The following is a 17,205-nucleotide window of genomic DNA, read 5'->3' on the forward strand; positions in this document are numbered from 1 at the left end:
GTACCCGTGATCCCGCATCGCCACCGTCTCGTGGTGATCCCTGCCCTTGGCTCGATCCAAATCCTGACCTGGGGGGCCTCGTTCTACCTGCTGTGCATGCTCGCCAACCTAATATCGGAGGACACGGGGTGGCCTCTGAGATGGGTCATCGGGGGCCTGTCCCTCGGCTTCCCCGTCGCGGGTTCGGTCTCTCCGCGGGTGGGGCTTTCGTCAGGTAGTCCCTGTCCCTTCCGCGCCGACACGCGATGTGGCATCGTCCGTTCGTGACCTTCTGGCTCGCCCTTCGGCGCCTGCTCCCGCTTATGGCGGTACTCGGCCTCGCCCTTGCGCCGGTGACCGCTTCCGCGGCCGCCGCGGGCATGCGCGCGCCGATAGCCGTTCAGGGGCACGCCATGGCGGCGCCCGACGAGGCCATGGACGACATGGCCGGGATGGCCATGGACGAGATGCCGTGCTGTCCCAAGGAGCGGCCGGACTTGCCCGACTGCTCGAAGGTCTGCCCCTTGATGGCGCTCTGCCTGGCGAAGGTCGCCACCGGGCTGCCGGTGGCCCTCGGACTTCCGGGCCGCGTCGCCGGCGTCGAGGGGCCGACCTGGGGCGGCACCGCCTCCTTCGACAGCCTGTCGCAAGGGCCGCCCACCGAGCCTCCCCGAGCCTGAATTCGATGCCGCCGGCGCCTGCGCCGGTCGATCCCGCGCGCCTGAAGGCCCGGGTCACATCATTTTCAGGAGATCAACGACCGTGTCCAAGACATCGTTTTCGCGCGCCCTGACGGCTGCGCTGCTCGGCCTCGCCCTGACCGCCGCGGCCCGGGCCGACACCAAGGACTACGAGTTCCAACTGGTAAAGGACGAGGCCAAGCAGGGGGAGGCCATCCTCGATGTCCGCCTCGTCGACAAGCGCACGTCCAAGCCCGTGCCGAACGCCGTCATCTTCGCCAAGCGCATCGACATGGCGCCCGACAGCATGGAGGAGATGACCTCGAAGATCGAGCAGCTGCCGTCGCCGGAGCCGGGCCTCTACCGGTTCAAGGCGAAGCTGACGATGGCCGGTGGCTGGCGCCTCTCGCTCGGGGCCAAGGTCCAGGGTGAGACCGGCACCGTCGAGAACAAGCTGGTGTTCAAGGCCACCAAGTGAGCCGGACGGCATGGGCCGCCGGGACCCTCGCCGCGCTGGCGGCGGGGGTTTTGGGATTTGGCGCGGGGCATGAGGGCAGCCCCGTGCCGGCGCTCGTCCAGCAGGCGCGGACCGGGTTCGCCCATTGGCTGCCGGGCACGCCCCGGCCGGCTTCCCCGATACAGGCATCGGACGCGGCGAAGGCGACGGGACCGGTCGTCTACTATCAGGACCCGGACGGGAAGCCGGACTACGCCTCCGAGCTGAGGCGCACGGCGGACGGTCGCGACTTTCGCGCCGTCCGCGCCAGCGAGGACGTGCGCTTCGACGAACCCGACGAGGCGGAGGCGATGCCCGACGCCGGGCACGGCGACATGGCCATGGGTCAGGCCACGATGCCCGCGAGCGCCCGCAAGGTGCGGTTCTACCGCAACCCGATGGGCCTGCCGGACACCTCGCCGACCCGCAAGAAGGACTCGATGGGGATGGACTACCTCCCCGTCTACGAGGGGGAGGACACCGACGACGGCACCGTAAAAATCTCGCCCGGCAAGCTCCAGCGCACCGGGGTCCGGACGGCGGTCGTCGAGCGACGCGTCCTGTCGATGCCTGTGCGCGCGCCGGGCGCCATCGAGGAGGACGAGCGCCGGATCTCGGTCATCGCGATGCGCACCGACGCGTTCATCGAGAAGGTTGAGGCCGTCACCACCGGCGACCACGTCCGCAAGGGTCAGCCACTCCTGCGCCTATTCTCGCCGGAGATGAACGCGGCCGCCGCGCAGTACCTCACCGGCATCGGCTACGAGGGCGCCCGGCGCCGCCTGGAGAACCTCGGCATCCCACCCGAGGTCATCGACGAGATCGAGCGCACCAGGAAGGTGCCCTCCACCATCACGTGGTCGGCGCCCCGCGACGGGGTCGTGGTCGAGCGCAACGTCTCGGACGGCATGCGCGCCAAGTCCGGCGACACCCTGTTCAAGCTCGTCGACCATTCCAGGGTCTGGGTCCTGGCCGACGTCACCGAACGCGACCTGGCTGCCGTGGCGGAGGGCCAGACGGCGACCGTGCGCGCCCGGACGTTCCCGGACCGCGTCTTCACCGGCGCGGTGACCCGGATCTACCCGCACCTCGCCATGGGGACCCGGACCGCCCGCCTGCGCATCGAGCTGCCCAACCCGAACGGCGACCTGCGCCCGGGGATGTTCGCCGACGTGACGATCGCCACCGGCAGCGACAGGCCGGTGGTGGCGGTGCCCGACGACGCGGTCATCGACACCGGCACCAGGCAGATCGTCCTGCTGGACAGGGGAGAGGGTCGCTTCGAACCGCGGCCGGTCAGGCTCGGCACCCGCGGCGACGGCTACGTCGAGATCCGCGACGGCATCGTCGCCGGCGACCGCGTGGTGACCTCGGCCAACTTCCTCATCGATGCCGAGAGCAACCTGAAGGCGGCGCTGCAGGGGCTCTCGGAACCCAAGCCCGATCCCGGGCCGCAGGCCGCCGCCGAGGGGAAGGCGCCATGATCGCCCGCCTCATCGCCTGGTCGGCCCGGAATCTGGTGCTGGTGCTGATCGGGACCGTCTTCGCGGTGGGAGCCGGGCTCTACGCCCTGAGGACCCTGCCGCTCGACGCGATCCCGGACCTCTCGGACGTCCAGACCATCGTCTACACCGAGTACCCCGGGCAGGCGCCCCAGGTCATCGAGGACCAGGTCACCTACCCCCTGACCACCGCGATGCTGACGGTGCCCCGGTCGAAAGTCGTGCGCGGCTTCTCGTTCTTCGGGGTGTCGTTCGTCTACGTCATCTTCGAGGACGGCACCGACCCGTACTGGGCCCGGAGCCGGGTGCTCGAATACCTGAACACCGTGGCCAAACGCCTGCCGGCCGGCGTCACCCCGACCCTGGGACCCGACGCGACCGGGGTCGGCTGGGTCTACCAGTACGTCGTGGTCGCCAAGGAGCGCACGCTGGCCGAGCTCCGGTCGCTGCAGGACTGGGTCGTCCGCTTCGGGGCGTCGCGGGCCGAGGGCGTGGCGGAGGTCGCCGGCGTCGGCGGCTTCGTGAAGCAGTACAACGTGGTCGTCGATCCGAACCGGTTGCGGGCACAGGGCATCACCCTGTCCAAGCTCCGGGAGGCGATCCGGTCGAGCAACGCCGACGTCGGCGGCCGTACCGTCGAGCTCTCCGAGTTCGAGTTCGTCGTCCGTGGCCGCGGCTACCTCAAGAGCGTCGCCGACATCGAGAGCATCGTCCTGAGGACGGAGGCGGGCACACCCCTGCGGGTGAAGGACGTGGCTCGGGTCGAGCTCGGTCCCGACGAGCGCCGCGGGATCACCGAGATGAACGGCGACGGCGAGGTCGCCGGCGGGATCGTCCTGCAACGGTTCGGTGCCAACGCCCTGAACGTCATCGAGAACGTGAAGGCCCGGCTTTCCGATGTCGCCGCCAGCCTGCCCGAGGGCACGGAGATCCTTCCGGTCTACGACCGCTCGCACCTCATCGAGGCGGCCATCGAGACCCTCAAGGGCACGCTGATCGAGGAAAGCGTCATCGTAGCCCTCGTCTGCGTCGTGTTCCTGCTCCACGTCCGCAGCGCGCTGGTGGCGATCCTGATGCTGCCGGTCGGCATCCTCATGGCGTTCGCGGGCATGAAGGCCCTCGGGCTCGGGGCCAACATCATGAGCCTGGGCGGCATCGCCATCGCGGTGGGCGCCATGATCGACGCCGCCATCGTGATGATCGAGAACGCCCACAAGCACCTGGAGCGGGCGGACCCCGGCAAGCGCCGGGTCGAGATCCTGATCGAGGCCGCAAGCGAGGTCGGGCCGTCGCTGTTCTTCTCGCTCCTCATCATCACCGTGAGCTTCCTGCCGATCTTCACGCTAGAGAGCCAGGAGGGCCGCCTGTTCGGTCCGCTGGCCTTCACCAAGACCTTCGCCATGGCCGCGGCGGCGGTGCTGTCCCTGACACTCGTCCCGGCGTTGATGGCTTTATTCGTCCGGGGCCGGATCATTCCGGAGCACCGCAATCCGGTGAACAGACTCCTGATCTGGATCTACCGACCGCTCATCGCAGGCGTCCTGCGGGCGCGGGTGCTCACCATCCTGTTGGCCCTCGTCGTCCTGGCGGCGACGGCATGGCCGGCGAGCCGGCTCGGCTCCGAGTTCATGCCCGACCTCGACGAGGGCACCTTGATGTACATGCCGACCACGCTGCCGGGCATCTCGGTGACCAAGGCCGGGGACCTGCTCGCCACCCAGGACAGGATCATCAAGTCGTTCCCCGAGGTCGCCTCGGTCTACGGCAAGGCCGGTCGGGCCAACACCGCGACCGACCCGGCGCCGTCCGAGATGTTCGAGACCATCGTCAACCTGAAGCCGAAGGCGGAGTGGCGACCCGGGGTCACGACGGCGAGCCTGAAGGCCGAGATGGACGCCGCGCTCCAGTTCCCCGGGGTCTCGAATGCCTGGACCCAGCCGATCCGCGCCCGCATCGACATGCTCTCGACCGGCATCCGTACGCCGGTCGGGATCAAGGTGCTGGGGACGGACCTTTCCGAGATGGAGAAGGTCGCCCGCCAGGTCGAGGCGGTGGTGAAGGCGGTGCCGGGCACGTCGAGCGCCTACGCCGAACGGGTGCAGGGCGGCTACTTCCTCGACATCACCCCCGACCGCGAGGCGCTGGGCCGGTACGGGCTGACCGTCGGCGACGTGCAGGACGTGATCGGGATGGCGCTCGGCGGCGAGAGCGTCACCAACACCGTCGAGGGCCGCGAGCGCTACACCGTCAACGTACGCTACCCGCGCGCCTTCCGCTCCGACCCGCGCTCCATCGCCTCCGAGGTTCAGGTGCCGATCCCGGGTGGGGGCACGGTACCGCTCGGTGAGGTCGCCAAGGTTCAGTTGAACCGTGGCCCGACCCAGATCCGGACCGAGAACGGGCAACTCGCGGTCTTCATCTACGTCGACGTCGCCGGTCGCGACCTCGGGGGCTACGTCGCCGAGGCGCGGGCGGCGGTCGCCAAAGAGGTGAGCCTGCCGCAGGGTACCCTCGTGCAGTGGAGCGGTCAGGTCGAGTACCTCGACCGGGCGACGGCCCGGCTCAAGGTCGTGGTGCCGCTGACGCTGCTGATCGTGTTCCTGCTGCTGTACCTCAACTTCCGTCGACTGACCGAGACCCTGATCGTGATGCTGTCGCTGCCGTTCGCGCTCGTCGGCGGGGTCTGGCTGATGTGGTGGATGGGCTTCAACCTGTCGGTGGCGGTGGCCGTCGGCTTCATAGCACTGGCAGGCGTCGCGGCCGAGACCGGGGTGATCATGCTGGTCTACCTCGATCATGCGCTGGCCGAGATCCGGGCCGGATGCGACCGCGCCGGACGGGCACTCACCCGTGCCGACCTGCGGAGGGCCATCATGATCGGCGCGGTGGAGCGGGTGCGTCCGAAGATGATGACGGTGGTCGCCATCATGGCCGGGCTCCTGCCGATCCTGTGGAGCACCGGATCGGGCTCTGAGGTTATGCAGCGGATCGCGGTCCCCATGATCGGCGGCATGGTCTCGTCGACCGTCCTGACCCTCGTGGTAATCCCTGCGGTCTACGGCCTGGTGAAGGGCTGGGGACTGCCGCGGTCCGAACCGAATGCCATCGACCCCGAGGCCCGACTTGTAACGTTATGAACACACAGGGCGGAAAACCCCGAAGCGACATTGACGCTGGGCCATTCCCTCAGGTCCTGTATGTCCGACGGTTCCTCCCCGGAGGATCAAAAGGGAACGCGGTGAGGATGAGGTCCGAAAGGGCCTTCCCGAAGCCGCGGCTGCCCCCGCAACTGTAAGCGGCGAGCCCATCATCAACACGTCACTGGGTCTTCGGGCCTGGGAAGACGATGAGAGGGCGGTGACCCGCGAGCCAGGAGACCTGCCGTCAGTCGTGGTCACACGCGAAACGCATCGGGCGGGGTGTCCTGATGGGTGTCGAGGCGCCCGGCTGCCCTAACGGCAGGCAAGCGCCCAGGCCTCGTTCGCGGTGACGTGCCACAGACGTCGCCCGAGGCTTGTCCCGTGTCCTTTCCTTCCCGAACCGCGTGCTTGCGCACGCTCGCGCTCGCCTGCGCCGCCCTTTCCGGTCCCGTGCTCGCGCAACAGGCCGCCGCCCCCTTCGCCGATGTCCCGCGCGGGGCCGAGGCGGCCGTCACGCTCTCCGAGCTTTCCGTCTCCGCCACCGGCGTGCCGACGCCCGTCGACCAGGTCGGATCAAGCGTCACCGTGCTCACCGCCGCCACCCTGGAGGCCCAGCAGCGCCGCACCGTCCCGGATGCCCTCCAGCAGGTACCGGGCCTCAACGTCGTGCAGACCGGCGGCCCGGGCGGTCAGACCTCGGTGTTCATTCGCGGCTCGAACTCGAACCACGTGAAGGTGCTCATCGACGGCATCGACGCGACCGACCCGTCGAACCCGAACGGCTCCTTCGACTTCGGGCAACTCCTGACCGACGACCTCTCCCGCATCGAGGTGCTCAGGGGTCCCCAGAGCGGCCTCTATGGCAGCGACGCCATTGGAGGCGCGGTCTCCTTCACGACGAAGCGTGGCGAGGGACCGGCCAGGGCCACCGCGCGGATCGAGGGCGGCTCGTTCGGTACCTTCAACCAAAGCGGCAGGATCAGCGGGTCGGAGGACGGCTTCGACTATTCGGTCTCGATCCAGCACTTCCGTGCGGCCGCGACGCCGGTGACGCCGCCGAACCTCGTCCCGCTCGGCCGGGCGATCCATCCGAATTTTTACGACAACGAGACCGTCTCGGCGAAGTTCGGCTACCAGTTCACCGACACCTTCCGCATCAACTCGGTGACGCGCTTCATCAATTCCCGCCTCCTGTTCACCGGCACCGACTTCAGCACCTTCCCGGCCTTCCCGGCGGCGTTCCGGAGTGCCGCCGACGTGCAGCAGGTCTTCACCCGCAACGAGGCCGAATGGACGCCGTTCGCCGGCTTCCACAACCTCTTCGCCATCAACTACTCGAACCTGTTCAACAGACAGCAGGGCCCCCTAGACCCCCTTGCCACGCCGGACGCGACAACGGGCCTGGGCGAGCGCACGCGCTACGAGTACCGCGGGGACTACCAGCTCTCGCCCGGCAATCTGATCCTGTTCGGAGCGCAGCGTGACGACGAGAGCCTGTCGACCACCGACCCGAGCCCGTTCGGGGCCGGCAACCTGCGGGCGAGGAACGGCAACACGGCCGGCTACGGGGAGGTGCAGCTAACGCCCTTCGAGCGGGCGGCGTTCGTGGCCAACATCCGCCACGACGAGAACGACGCGTTCGGGCCGGCCACCACTTTCCGCGTCGCGCCGAGCTACATTCTGCCCTTCACCGAGACCCGGATCAAAGGTAGCGTCGGCACCGGCTTCAAGGCGCCGACCCTGAGCCAGCTGTTCCAGAGCTTCCCGGCCTCGAACTTCTTCGCCAACCCGAACCTCAGGCCTGAGGAGAGCCTCGGCTACGACGCCGGCATCGAGCAGCCCCTGGGGGACCGCGTCCTCGTCGGCGCGACTTACTACGCCAACGACTTCAAGAACCTCATCACCTCGAACGCGACGTTCACCTCGAACGAGAACGTCGGCCGGGCCGAATCGTACGGGGCGGAAGCCTTCGTCGCTGTCCGGTTCTCCGATACCCTTACGGGCCGGGTCGACTACACCAACACGGTGACCAAGAACGAGATCACCAACCAGGAGCTCCTGCGACGGCCCCGCCACAAGGGCAGCGCGACAGCCTTTTGGACCCCCCTCCCGGGCCTGACCGTCAGCGGGACCGTGATCGTGCTCGGCCACTTCGTCGACGGCAACCGCGACTTCTCGGTGGCCCGGCTCAAGAACCCGGGCTTTACCCTGGTCAACTTCGCGGTGAACTACGACGTCAGCGAGACGGTGAGCGTGTTTGGGCGGGTCGATAACCTATTCGACCGCCGCTACGAGAACCCCACCGGCTTCCTCGGGGCAGGCCTCGCCGTGTACGGCGGCGTCCGCCTGACCGCGTTTTGAGACCGCCGATGGCACGACGGTCCGGCTTCGCGGTCCTAACGGCGATGCTGGCGGTCAGCCAAATCTGGTCGATTGCCGCTGGGATGGCCGCCCCGGCATCCGGGGGACCCCGGCACGTCGTCTCGATGAACCTCTGCGCGGACGAGCTCGTCCTTCGGCTTGCCGACCGCGATCAGGTCGCCGCCGTGACCTACCTCGCCCATGACCCACGCGGCTCGACCGTCGCGCGGGAGGCGACGGGCATCGCAGTGACACGCGGCCTGTCGGAGGAGATCGTCGCCCTCCGGCCCGACCTCGTCGTTGCCGGTGCCTTCACGACGCGGACCACGGTGGGCCTGCTCAAGCGCGTCGGCTTCCCCCTTCTCGAACTCGGCGTACCCAACGACTTCGAGGGGGTGCGGGCCCAGATCCGGACCGTCGCCGCGGCCCTCGGGCACCCGGCGCGCGGCGAGGCGATGGTCGCGGACCTCGACGCTCGGCTGGCCGAGGTGATGCCGGCGGCCAAACCCTTGCGGGCCCTTGTGATGCGTCCGAACGCCTTCACGGTGGCACCCGGCAGCCTTGGCGATGCGATCATCCGCGCCGCCGGCCTCGTCAACGTTGCGGCGGAACTCGGTCGCGACCGCTTCGGCCAGGTCCCGCTGGAAGCGGCGGCCTTGGCCGACGCCGACCTCATCGTCCTCGACGAGGGGGAGCCCGGCGCGCCGTCGCTGGCCGATGCCCTGCTGCATCATCCCGTCCTCGACGCGCTGCGCCGGCAGGGGCGTACCGTCTCGATTCCGAACCGGCTCTGGACCTGTCCAGGTCCGCAGGTCGCCGAGGTCGTGGCCTTACTCGCCGCCGCCGCACGCGAACGGGCAGTGCCATGAACGCACCCATTCAACCTCCTACCCGGATCGAACGCGCGGTCGTCGGACCACGCGGCATCGTCGGGCTCCTTGGCCTGCTGGTTCTCGTTTTGACGCTGGCGTCCATCGCGGTCGGGTACGCCCCATTCGACGTAACGGCGGCGGCCGGTGACCTCCTCGCAGGACGCGCGACACTGCCTGCCCTCGTCCTCTGGGAGCTACGCCTGCCCCGTGCCCTCCTCGGGGGCCTCGTCGGCTTCAGCCTCGGGCTGACCGGGGCGGCGATGCAGGGCTACCTGCGCAACCCGCTCGCCGATCCCGGCATCCTCGGCATCTCCTCGGCTGCGGCCCTCGGGGCCGTGGTTGTGTTCTACGGCGGGTTCGCGGCCTCCCTCAGCCTCGCCCTCCCGCTCGGCGGGATCGCCGGCGCCGCGGTGGCGGCGCTCGCCCTGAACCTCGTTGCCGCAAGGGGAGGCACCACGCTGGGATTGATCCTCGCCGGTGTCGCCCTGTCGAGCCTCGCCGGCGCCATGACGGCGCTGGCGCTCAACCTCTCGCCCAATCCCTACGCGGCCCTGGAGATCGTGTTCTGGCTGATGGGGTCGCTCGCGGACCGCAGCATGGACCATGTCTGGCTATGCCTGCCGTTGATGGCGGTCGGCTGGGGCCTGATGCTGTCCACGGCTCGCGCGCTCGATGCCCTGACGCTGGGCGAGGACACGGCCGCGAGCCTCGGCTTCCATCTGGTCTCGGTCCGCCTGCGCCTCGTGACGGGCGCGGCGCTGGCCGTGGGCAGCGGCGTCGCCGTCAGCGGCGCCATCGGCTTCGTCGGCCTCGTGGTGCCCCACCTCGTGCGACCGTTGGTCGGCGCACGCCCTGGTGCCAGCCTGTGGCCGAGTGGCCTCGCCGGGGCCGCCCTCGTGCTTGCCGCGGACTTGGGCGTTCGTCTCCTGGCGACGCGCCCGGAACTCAAGCTCGGTGTGGTGACTGCGCTCGTCGGGGCACCGTTCCTGCTCGTGCTCCTCCTGCGTGAGCGAGGACGCGGCGCATGAGCCTCGCGACCGCAGCCCTCGATGTCCGCCTCGGCGGCCGTGCCATCCTGTCGGACGTCACCCTGTCGCTGGAACGCGGGGCCCTCGTTGGCCTCGTCGGCCCGAACGGTGCCGGCAAGACCACCCTCCTGCGCACCCTCGCGGGCTTGGTCGCCCAGACCAAGGGCCGCGTAAATCTCGACGGTATGCCACTCAAGGGCATCTCCCGCGACGCGCGCGCCAAACGTATCGCGGTGCTGTTCCAGGGCACGGGGTCCGGTTGGCCAATGCAGGTGCGTGACCTCGTCGCCCTTGGCAGGCTACCGCATCGACGCGCGTTCGGTGGCCTCGATGGCGCCGATCACGCCGCCATAAACCGGGCGATGGCACGGACCGATGTCGCGCGCTTCGCCGAGCGGACCGAACCGACCCTGTCCTCGGGCGAGCGGATGCGCGTGCTGCTGGCGCGGGCGCTCGCCGTCGAAGCGGAGTGGTTGTTGGCCGACGAACCGATCACCGCTCTCGACCCTGCCCACCAGCTCGACGCCATGACGCTGTTGCGGAGCGCGGCCCTGGCCGGCACCGGCGTCGTCGCCGTCCTGCACGATCTGACCCTCGCCGCACGGTTCTGCGACCGGATCGTGGTCCTGGGCGAGGGACGTGTCGCCGCCGATGGACACCCGGACGTTGCGTTGACCGACCGGCTACTTTCGGACGTCTTCGGCGTCACAGTTTGCCGTGGGGCTGGACCGGACGGAACCCCCTACATCCTGCCCTGGAACCGTTCGGGGCCCTATACGGAGGAGATCGATGCAGCCTTCCCCAAATAGCCCTGATGCTGTCGTAGCCCTCCTGCGCGAGGCACTGGCCGATCCGGGCACGGCCTGGAGCCTCGGCAGCTTCGGTGCCATTGCCGAGTTCATGCGCGATCCCGACGAGCCTGTCCTGGCCCTCCCCGACGATCGCCTGGGACTTGCGACCGCGCGCGGGGCCATCGCCCTGACGCCAAGTTCCGACCTGCGGCCCGTCGCCTACGAGACAGCGGTCGCCTCGGGCTGGAACCACGCCATCGCGCTTTGCTTGCCGGAGGCGACCTGCGCGATGAACCGCAGGACCGTGGTGACGGAGCTCGGGCCCGACCGAAACGCCGCCCGGGTCGAGGATCGCGACGGCATCCTGTTTGACCTCGGCCTCGGCCTGCTCGCCGTGGATGCCTGTGTGCGGGTGCGCGATCCGGAGGCCGTCGAGCGGCTGCGGGCCGGCGTCGGCATGCCGTTGTTCGACCACGCCAACCCCATCGGGCCGCACCTCGTCGCCATGAGCCCGCACCGGGTGTTCCTGGCGCGGGTCGGTCGCGTCGAGGTCTATGCCCCGATCCCCGGGTCCGGCGGCACCAGCCCCGAGGGTCCGCACACGCACGTACTGCCAAAGCTCCTGCGCAGCGGTCGGACCCATGCCGCCACGACGCCGATCCCGGCGGGCTGGGTCCCCTGCGGAGGCCTGCACCCGGCGCACCCCTACAAGGACATGATGGGCGACCGCATTGCCTTCGATGCCGGCCGCTACGAAGCGTTCCAGGCGATGCTCGACCATTGGGGTGATCCGGAACTCGTGGCCATCAAGCGCGGCGGGCCCGAGGCGCCCGGCGGCACGGTGTCGACCCGCCACGCCCAGGGCGCACGCCGGGTCGCCGAGGCCCAGGCTCGTTACCTACGGGGCGAGATCATCGAGGGCTCGGCGAGCGACGACGAGGATGCGGAGGCGACGGCCTGACCGTGACCCGGACGGTGCCCGGCAGGAATCGTCCGGGGGCACCGCAGAGGGTGATCGGCCTGATCGGCTGCCCGGGCGCGGGGAAGACGACCTACGCCCGCCGCTTCGACCCTCTCGCCGGCTGGGTTCACCTCACCCTCGACGACTTCCGGCAGACCCTCTGGCCGCCGCACCGGCAGGTCTACTGGGAACTCAGGCAGGGCTCACATGACGATGCGGCCCGGGACCTCCTGCACCGGGTCAAGGAAGCAGCCCTGGATGCCGCCCTGACGAGCGGCTTCAGCGTGGTGATGGCGGACACACATCTCACCAGACCCGTGTTCGAGCGCGAACTCGGGATCGTCGCCCGACACGGGCTCACCGTGGCGTGGAAGGTGTTCGACGTGCCGTGGGAGGTCCTGAAGGCCCGCAACGCGGAGCGCGGTCGCGTGGACCCGTCGCATCGCCAGCCGGATGAGGTCCTCCGGTTCACCTACGAGGTTTTCCAATCCCCGGACGCGTGGTGGCGTAGCTTGCCGCCGCAGCAGGTCGAGGTCCTGACCTGACGGACGGAGTGCGCGATCCGTCTTCCCAGGTGTTGCCGGCAGGGCATAACCCCTCGTGCATTGCACTTGGTCCGTTGACGGGCATGGGCGTCGGCATGTTAGCTCGGCCGTGACGGTTCCTCCCCGGAGGATCAAAAGGGAACGCGGTGCGGGGGTAGCCTCAACGCCGCGGCTGCCCCCGCAACTGTAAGCGGCGAGCCCTTCGCCACCGACGTCACTGAGCGGCCTCGCTCGGGAAGACGGTGAAGGGCAGTGACCCGCGAGCCAGGAGACCTGCCGTCAGTCGTGGTCACACGCGAGACACGCTGGGCGGGGTGCCCCGGCGGGTGCGGAAGCATGCGCGTTGCGCGTGGTTCGGCCTCGTTCGCGGTGACGTGCCACTGCCGTCGCCCGAGGCCCATCAACGTGTCCCGTTCACCGTCCATCCCGCTGATGTCCGTGCTGGCCCTGTCCTGCGCGATCCCCGCCGCCGTCGCCGCGCAAGGGGCGCCCTCTAGCGAGACCGCCGTGGTGCTCGATGCGCTCTCGGTCGAGGGGACCCTCACCGCCACGCCGACCTACCGGGTGCCGGAGCTCTACAGCGGCACCAAGACGATCACGCCCCGCCTCGACCTGCCGCAGCAGGTCGACGTAATCCCCCGGGAAGTCCTGATTGACACAGCCGCGACCCGCGTCGAGCGCGCGCTCGACTACGTGCCCGGGGTCGGAAAGCAGAACGATTTTGGCGCTCAGAACCTCGCCCTCTACTCCGTTCGGGGATTTGCGACCCAGGACATCTTCTTCAATGGCTTCAACATCGCCCGCGGCTACAACGGCGCCCCCGACACCCAGAACGTCCAGTCTATTGAGGTCCTGAAGGGCCCGGCCGGAGCCCTCTACGGCCGCAGCGATCCGGGGGGCACGGTCAACATCCTGACCAAGCAGCCCGTAGCGCGACCCTTCGTCGAGATGGGCACGCTGTTCGGCAGCTTCGGCACCGCCCGCACCACGGTCGATGCGGGCGGTGCGCTGAGCGAGGACGGCAGCGTCCTCTATCGCTTCAACGGCGCGGTCGCCCGCCAGGACAGCTTTCGCGATTTCGTCGACGGCGACCGGGTGCTCTTGGCGCCCGTGGTGAGCTGGCAGGTCACGCCCGACACCAAGATCACCTTCGAGGTGCAGTACCTGCGCAACCGCCAGACCTTCGACCGAGGCACCGTCGCGGTGAACAATCGCCTCGGTCTCGTCCCGCGCTCGCGCTTCTTCGGCGAGCCGGGCGACGATTCCGTGTCTGAGAGCGCGCTGCTGCAGGTGCGGTTGGAGCACGCCTTCAACACCGACTGGCATTTGCGGGTCGCCACGCACCTCAACACCGGTAGCCTCACCGGCCTGCAGACCGGCGCGACCGGGATCCTCGACGACGGGCGCACGCTCCTGCGCGAGTTCCGCCGGCACGACTTCACTTGGGGCGTTGCCATCGGCCAGGCCGAACTCGTCGGGCGCTTCGAGACCGGGCCCATCGCCCACACCTTGCTGCTCGGCCTGGAGCACGAGCGCTACAACAGCACCGAGAACCTCCTGCGCTCGACCCCGCGCCTCGACCCCTTCGCCATCGACCTGTTCAACCCCGTCTACGGGCAGGCCAAGCCTCCGTTCACGCGCCGCTACAGCGCCAGCGAGAACGTCGGCAACACAGCGGTCTACCTTCAGGACCAGATCGCCCTCAGCCCGGAATGGAAGCTGCTGCTGGGCAACCGCACCGACTTCTACAACCAGACCTTCCGCGACAAGGTCGCGAACGAGCGGACCGAGCAGGACCGCACCGGGTTCTCGCCGCGTGCCGGGCTCGTCTACCAGCCGCTGTCGTTCCTGGCGCTCTACGGCAACGTCGCCGCCTCGTTCCGCCCCAACACCGGCTTCGACAGCGCCTCCCGGCCCTTCGCTCCGGAGACGGGCTTCGCCTACGAGGTCGGAGCCAAGCTCGACCTGTTCGACGGCCTCAGCGTGACGGCCGCCGCCTTCCACATCGAGAAGGAGAACGTACTCACCACCGACCCGGCAGACTTCTTCTTCCAGATCGCCGCCGGGGCGGTGCGCAGCCAGGGCTTCGACGTCAGCCTGGTTGGGCAGGTCACGCCCGAGTTCCGGGTGATTGGCGGATACGCCTTCATCGACGCGGCGGTCACCCGCGACGAGGTGCTGAGGGTCGGATCACCGCTCCTCAACATTCCACGTCATAGCGGCTCGCTGCTCGGGATCTACGAGGTTCAGGCCGGCGACTGGAAGGGTTTTGGGATCGGCGGTGGGTTCCGAGCGGTCGGCTCCCGGCTCGGCGACAGCGGCGTCGAGAGCTTCCGCTTGCCGGGGTACGTCCTGACGGACGCGCTGGCCTACTACCGCTACGAGAACCTGCGCTTCGGGCTCAACGTCGACAACATTTTCGACGAGACCTACTACGAGCGCTCCTACAACACCTTCTGGGTCGGCGTCGGTGAGCCGCGGCGGGTCACCGTCAGCATGACGGCACGGTTCTGATGGGCGAGCGTCCGGAGCCGCCGGAGGCATCGACCAGTCTATCGCTCCTGTCCGGCCGCATCGCCTCCATCGATGCCCTACGCGGGCTGGTGATGGTGCTGATGCTTCTCGATCACCTGCGCGAGACCTGGTTCCTGCACGTACCCGTGGCCGACCCGGTCGACGCCCGAACCGCCCTGCCGGCCGTGGCCCTGGCCCGCCTCCTCGTCAGCCTGTGCGCACCCATCTTCATCGCGTTGACCGGCGTGGCTGCGTACCTGTTCGGCACCCGGCACACGCTGGCGGAGACGCGGGCCTACCTGCTGAAGCGTGGGCTCGTGCTGATGGCGCTTGAGGTCCTCTACCTGTCGGAACTGTACTGGGGCGTGGCCAGCCCGACGCTCTGGCTGCAGGTCATCTGGTGCATCGGCGTCTGCATGATCGTCCTCGCGGTGCTGGTCGGCTTGCCACGTCCGATCCTGTTCACGGTGGGGCTGCTGGTCGTCTGCGGCCACAACCTCCTCGACCCGATCCACCTCCAGCCTGACCAACCGTTCTTCGCGGTCTGGGCGATGCTGCACCAGCGCGACGTCATCGCGTTGCCGTTCGGGCTGGTCGCCAAGACGACCTATCCGGTGCTCCCGTGGATCGGCGTGATCGTGCTCGGCTACGCAATCGGCCCGTGGTTCCTGCCCACCGTAGTGGCGCAAACCCGCGAGCGCCGGTTTCTGGCCCTTAGCTGCGGGATGCTCGTCGCTTTCATGGTCCTGCGTCTGGCGAACGGCTACGGCGACAAGCCCTGGTTCGTCGTCGAGGGCGACGCGCTTCGAACCACGTTGAGCTTCGTCTCGCTGACGAAGTATCCCCCCTCGTTGTTGTTCCTGCTGCTGACGCTCGGGATCGGGGCGCTGCTCCTGGTTGCCCTTGAACGGATGCGCGACGCCCCGGTCGTCTCGGCCCTGGCGGTGTTCGGCGGAGCGCCGTTGTTCTTCTACCTGCTCCACCTCACGATTCTGCGGCTCCTGTACCATGGCGCCGTCGCCATCTGGGGCCCGACGCAGGGCACGGTGTTCGGCGTTGCGAGCTATGGCTGGGTGCTGGCCTGGTACGTCGGCCTGGTCGTGCCCCTCTACTGGCCGACGGCTTGGTTCTCGCGCTTCAAGGCATCCCGACGCGAGATCGCCTGGCTCAGGTATCTCTAGTGGATGAAATCTGACGGATGGAGCCCGTTCCCTGGGCCCACGCCCGGCCCCTTGCCGACCCTCGGAAGGTCCGCTCCCGGCCTGTTGAGGCAGAGGTCAACGACCGGGTTGGGTGGGAAGCAGCTTGGCTGCTTTCAGTCGCAAGACGTTCATAAGCGGACCTAGGATGACCCGCCGTCTCCGGATGGACGGTCCAACCCATCGCAGGGTCGAAGTTCGTTAAAGTCGGATGCCGACATCATCAGAGGCGATGCGACCAGCACGAAAGTGCTCTGCCTCGGGAGACAGGGTGATTCACGATTGCAAAGCCCCGGTCACGCGACATCTCGTGCTGGTCCGGCATGGCCAGAGCGTAGCCAACCGATCCGGCCTGTTCACGGGATTGCTGGACTCGCCCTTGACCGAGCAGGGCCGGAGGGAAGCCGAGGCAGCCGGCCGGCGTTTGGCAGAGTGCAACTGGCGCTTTTCCGCTGCCTTCACCTCGACGCTAACGCGGGCCGTCGTGAGCGGCCGGCTTATCCTCGATGCGCTCGGGCAACCCGGATTGGTCCCCCAAAGCTTCGCCGCGCTCGACGAGCGAGACTACGGGGACCTCAGCGGGCTCGACAAGATCGCCGCCGATGCGCGCTGGGGGGCGGAGCGGATCGAGACCTGGCGCCGCTCCTACGCAGAGGCGCCGCCGAACGGTGAGAGCCTGCGCGATACCGTCTCCCGTATCGTGCCATGCTACCTCCGAACCATCCAGCCGGCGGTCATGGGCGGAGACGTGCTCGTCGTCGCCTACGGCAATTGCCTGCGGGCCCTTGTGATGGCGCTCGAAGACCTCAGCCCGGCGGAGGTCGAGCACCTCGAACTCGCGACGGGCTCCGTCAGGATCTATGAGCTTGCCGCGGACACGACGATCAAGGCCCACTGGATCGACGGGTGAATCCGCCTGTCGGCCTCTCACAATGGGTCTCCGTGATCTGCGAAGGGGCACTTATTTCATCTATTTCAGTGATGGGAAGCATCTAATCATTCCGTTGGAGTGAATGAAAAGAACATGGGATTCTCCGGCATCACATCGGAGCCACCCATGTCCGCGCCCAGACTTTTCTCCCACGCTCGGTCAATGCGTGCCTTGGCCGGCACGAGAGCCATCCTTCCGGGACTGGG

General features: G+C 68.6%; 13 protein-coding genes and 2 riboswitches. All 13 genes read left to right on the plus strand.

The window, feature by feature from the left end; genetic code table 11:
• The first annotated feature begins 263 nt into the window (after positions 1–263).
• The 13 genes from MFF13_RS17445 to MFF13_RS17505 all read left to right on the plus strand — a co-directional run bounded on the left by MFF13_RS17445 (position 264) and on the right by MFF13_RS17505 (position 16,978).
• Positions 264–659: a hypothetical protein gene (locus MFF13_RS17445; RefSeq protein WP_147708345.1), complete on the plus strand. Its 396-nt coding sequence runs from the start codon at positions 264–266 to the stop codon at positions 657–659.
• Positions 660–741: 82 nt separating this feature from the next.
• Positions 742–1,137, plus strand: coding sequence for a FixH family protein (locus tag MFF13_RS17450; protein ID WP_056220820.1), 396 nt, complete (start codon positions 742–744; stop codon positions 1,135–1,137).
• On the plus strand, positions 1,134–2,639 hold the full coding sequence (locus MFF13_RS17455; RefSeq protein ID WP_147708268.1) for an efflux RND transporter periplasmic adaptor subunit: 1,506 nt from the start codon (positions 1,134–1,136) through the stop codon (positions 2,637–2,639). Before MFF13_RS17450 ends, MFF13_RS17455 begins: the two co-directional genes overlap by 4 nt.
• Entirely contained in the window at positions 2,636–5,794 is a 3,159-nt protein-coding gene (locus tag MFF13_RS17460; RefSeq protein ID WP_147708269.1) for an efflux RND transporter permease subunit, read from the plus strand. Before MFF13_RS17455 ends, MFF13_RS17460 begins: the two co-directional genes overlap by 4 nt.
• A 51-nt stretch (positions 5,795–5,845) precedes the next feature.
• Positions 5,846–6,057: riboswitch (cobalamin riboswitch) on the plus strand.
• A 148-nt stretch (positions 6,058–6,205) separates the two neighbouring features.
• Complete coding sequence (locus MFF13_RS17465) at positions 6,206–8,158, plus strand: TonB-dependent receptor plug domain-containing protein (RefSeq protein ID WP_238181296.1); 1,953 nt, start codon at positions 6,206–6,208, stop codon at positions 8,156–8,158.
• Positions 8,159–8,241: 83 nt separating this feature from the next.
• Positions 8,242–9,027, plus strand: a complete 786-nt coding sequence (locus MFF13_RS17470; RefSeq protein ID WP_238181297.1) for an ABC transporter substrate-binding protein — start codon at positions 8,242–8,244, stop codon at positions 9,025–9,027.
• Complete coding sequence (locus tag MFF13_RS17475; RefSeq protein WP_238272591.1) at positions 9,024–10,058, plus strand: FecCD family ABC transporter permease; 1,035 nt, start codon at positions 9,024–9,026, stop codon at positions 10,056–10,058. Before MFF13_RS17470 ends, MFF13_RS17475 begins: the two co-directional genes overlap by 4 nt.
• The gene (locus tag MFF13_RS17480) at positions 10,055–10,867 is read left to right on the plus strand and encodes an ABC transporter ATP-binding protein (RefSeq protein WP_238272592.1); all 813 of its coding nucleotides are present in this window, start codon (positions 10,055–10,057) and stop codon (positions 10,865–10,867) included. The genes MFF13_RS17475 and MFF13_RS17480 overlap by 4 nt, the downstream gene beginning before the upstream one ends.
• Positions 10,848–11,810: a DUF6925 family protein gene (locus MFF13_RS17485; RefSeq protein ID WP_238272593.1), complete on the plus strand. Its 963-nt coding sequence runs from the start codon at positions 10,848–10,850 to the stop codon at positions 11,808–11,810. The genes MFF13_RS17480 and MFF13_RS17485 overlap by 20 nt, the downstream gene beginning before the upstream one ends.
• A gap of 50 nt (positions 11,811–11,860) precedes the next feature.
• Positions 11,861–12,355: an AAA family ATPase gene (locus tag MFF13_RS17490; RefSeq protein WP_238272594.1), complete on the plus strand. Its 495-nt coding sequence runs from the start codon at positions 11,861–11,863 to the stop codon at positions 12,353–12,355.
• 96 nt (positions 12,356–12,451) lie between these two features.
• Positions 12,452–12,650: riboswitch (cobalamin riboswitch) on the plus strand.
• Positions 12,651–12,760: 110 nt separating this feature from the next.
• Positions 12,761–14,869 (plus strand): TonB-dependent siderophore receptor, encoded by a 2,109-nt coding sequence (locus MFF13_RS17495; RefSeq protein WP_238272595.1) that lies wholly within the window; start codon positions 12,761–12,763, stop codon positions 14,867–14,869.
• Complete coding sequence (locus tag MFF13_RS17500; RefSeq protein WP_238185432.1) at positions 14,869–16,050, plus strand: acetyltransferase domain-containing protein; 1,182 nt, start codon at positions 14,869–14,871, stop codon at positions 16,048–16,050. Before MFF13_RS17495 ends, MFF13_RS17500 begins: the two co-directional genes overlap by 1 nt.
• Positions 16,051–16,339: 289 nt before the next feature.
• The gene (locus MFF13_RS17505) at positions 16,340–16,978 is read left to right on the plus strand and encodes a 2,3-bisphosphoglycerate-dependent phosphoglycerate mutase (protein ID WP_056278302.1); all 639 of its coding nucleotides are present in this window, start codon (positions 16,340–16,342) and stop codon (positions 16,976–16,978) included.
• The last annotated feature ends 227 nt before the right edge of the window (positions 16,979–17,205 follow it).

This window comes from Methylobacterium cerastii (genome assembly GCF_022179125.1).
GTDB classification, from domain to species: domain Bacteria; phylum Pseudomonadota; class Alphaproteobacteria; order Rhizobiales; family Beijerinckiaceae; genus Methylobacterium; species Methylobacterium cerastii.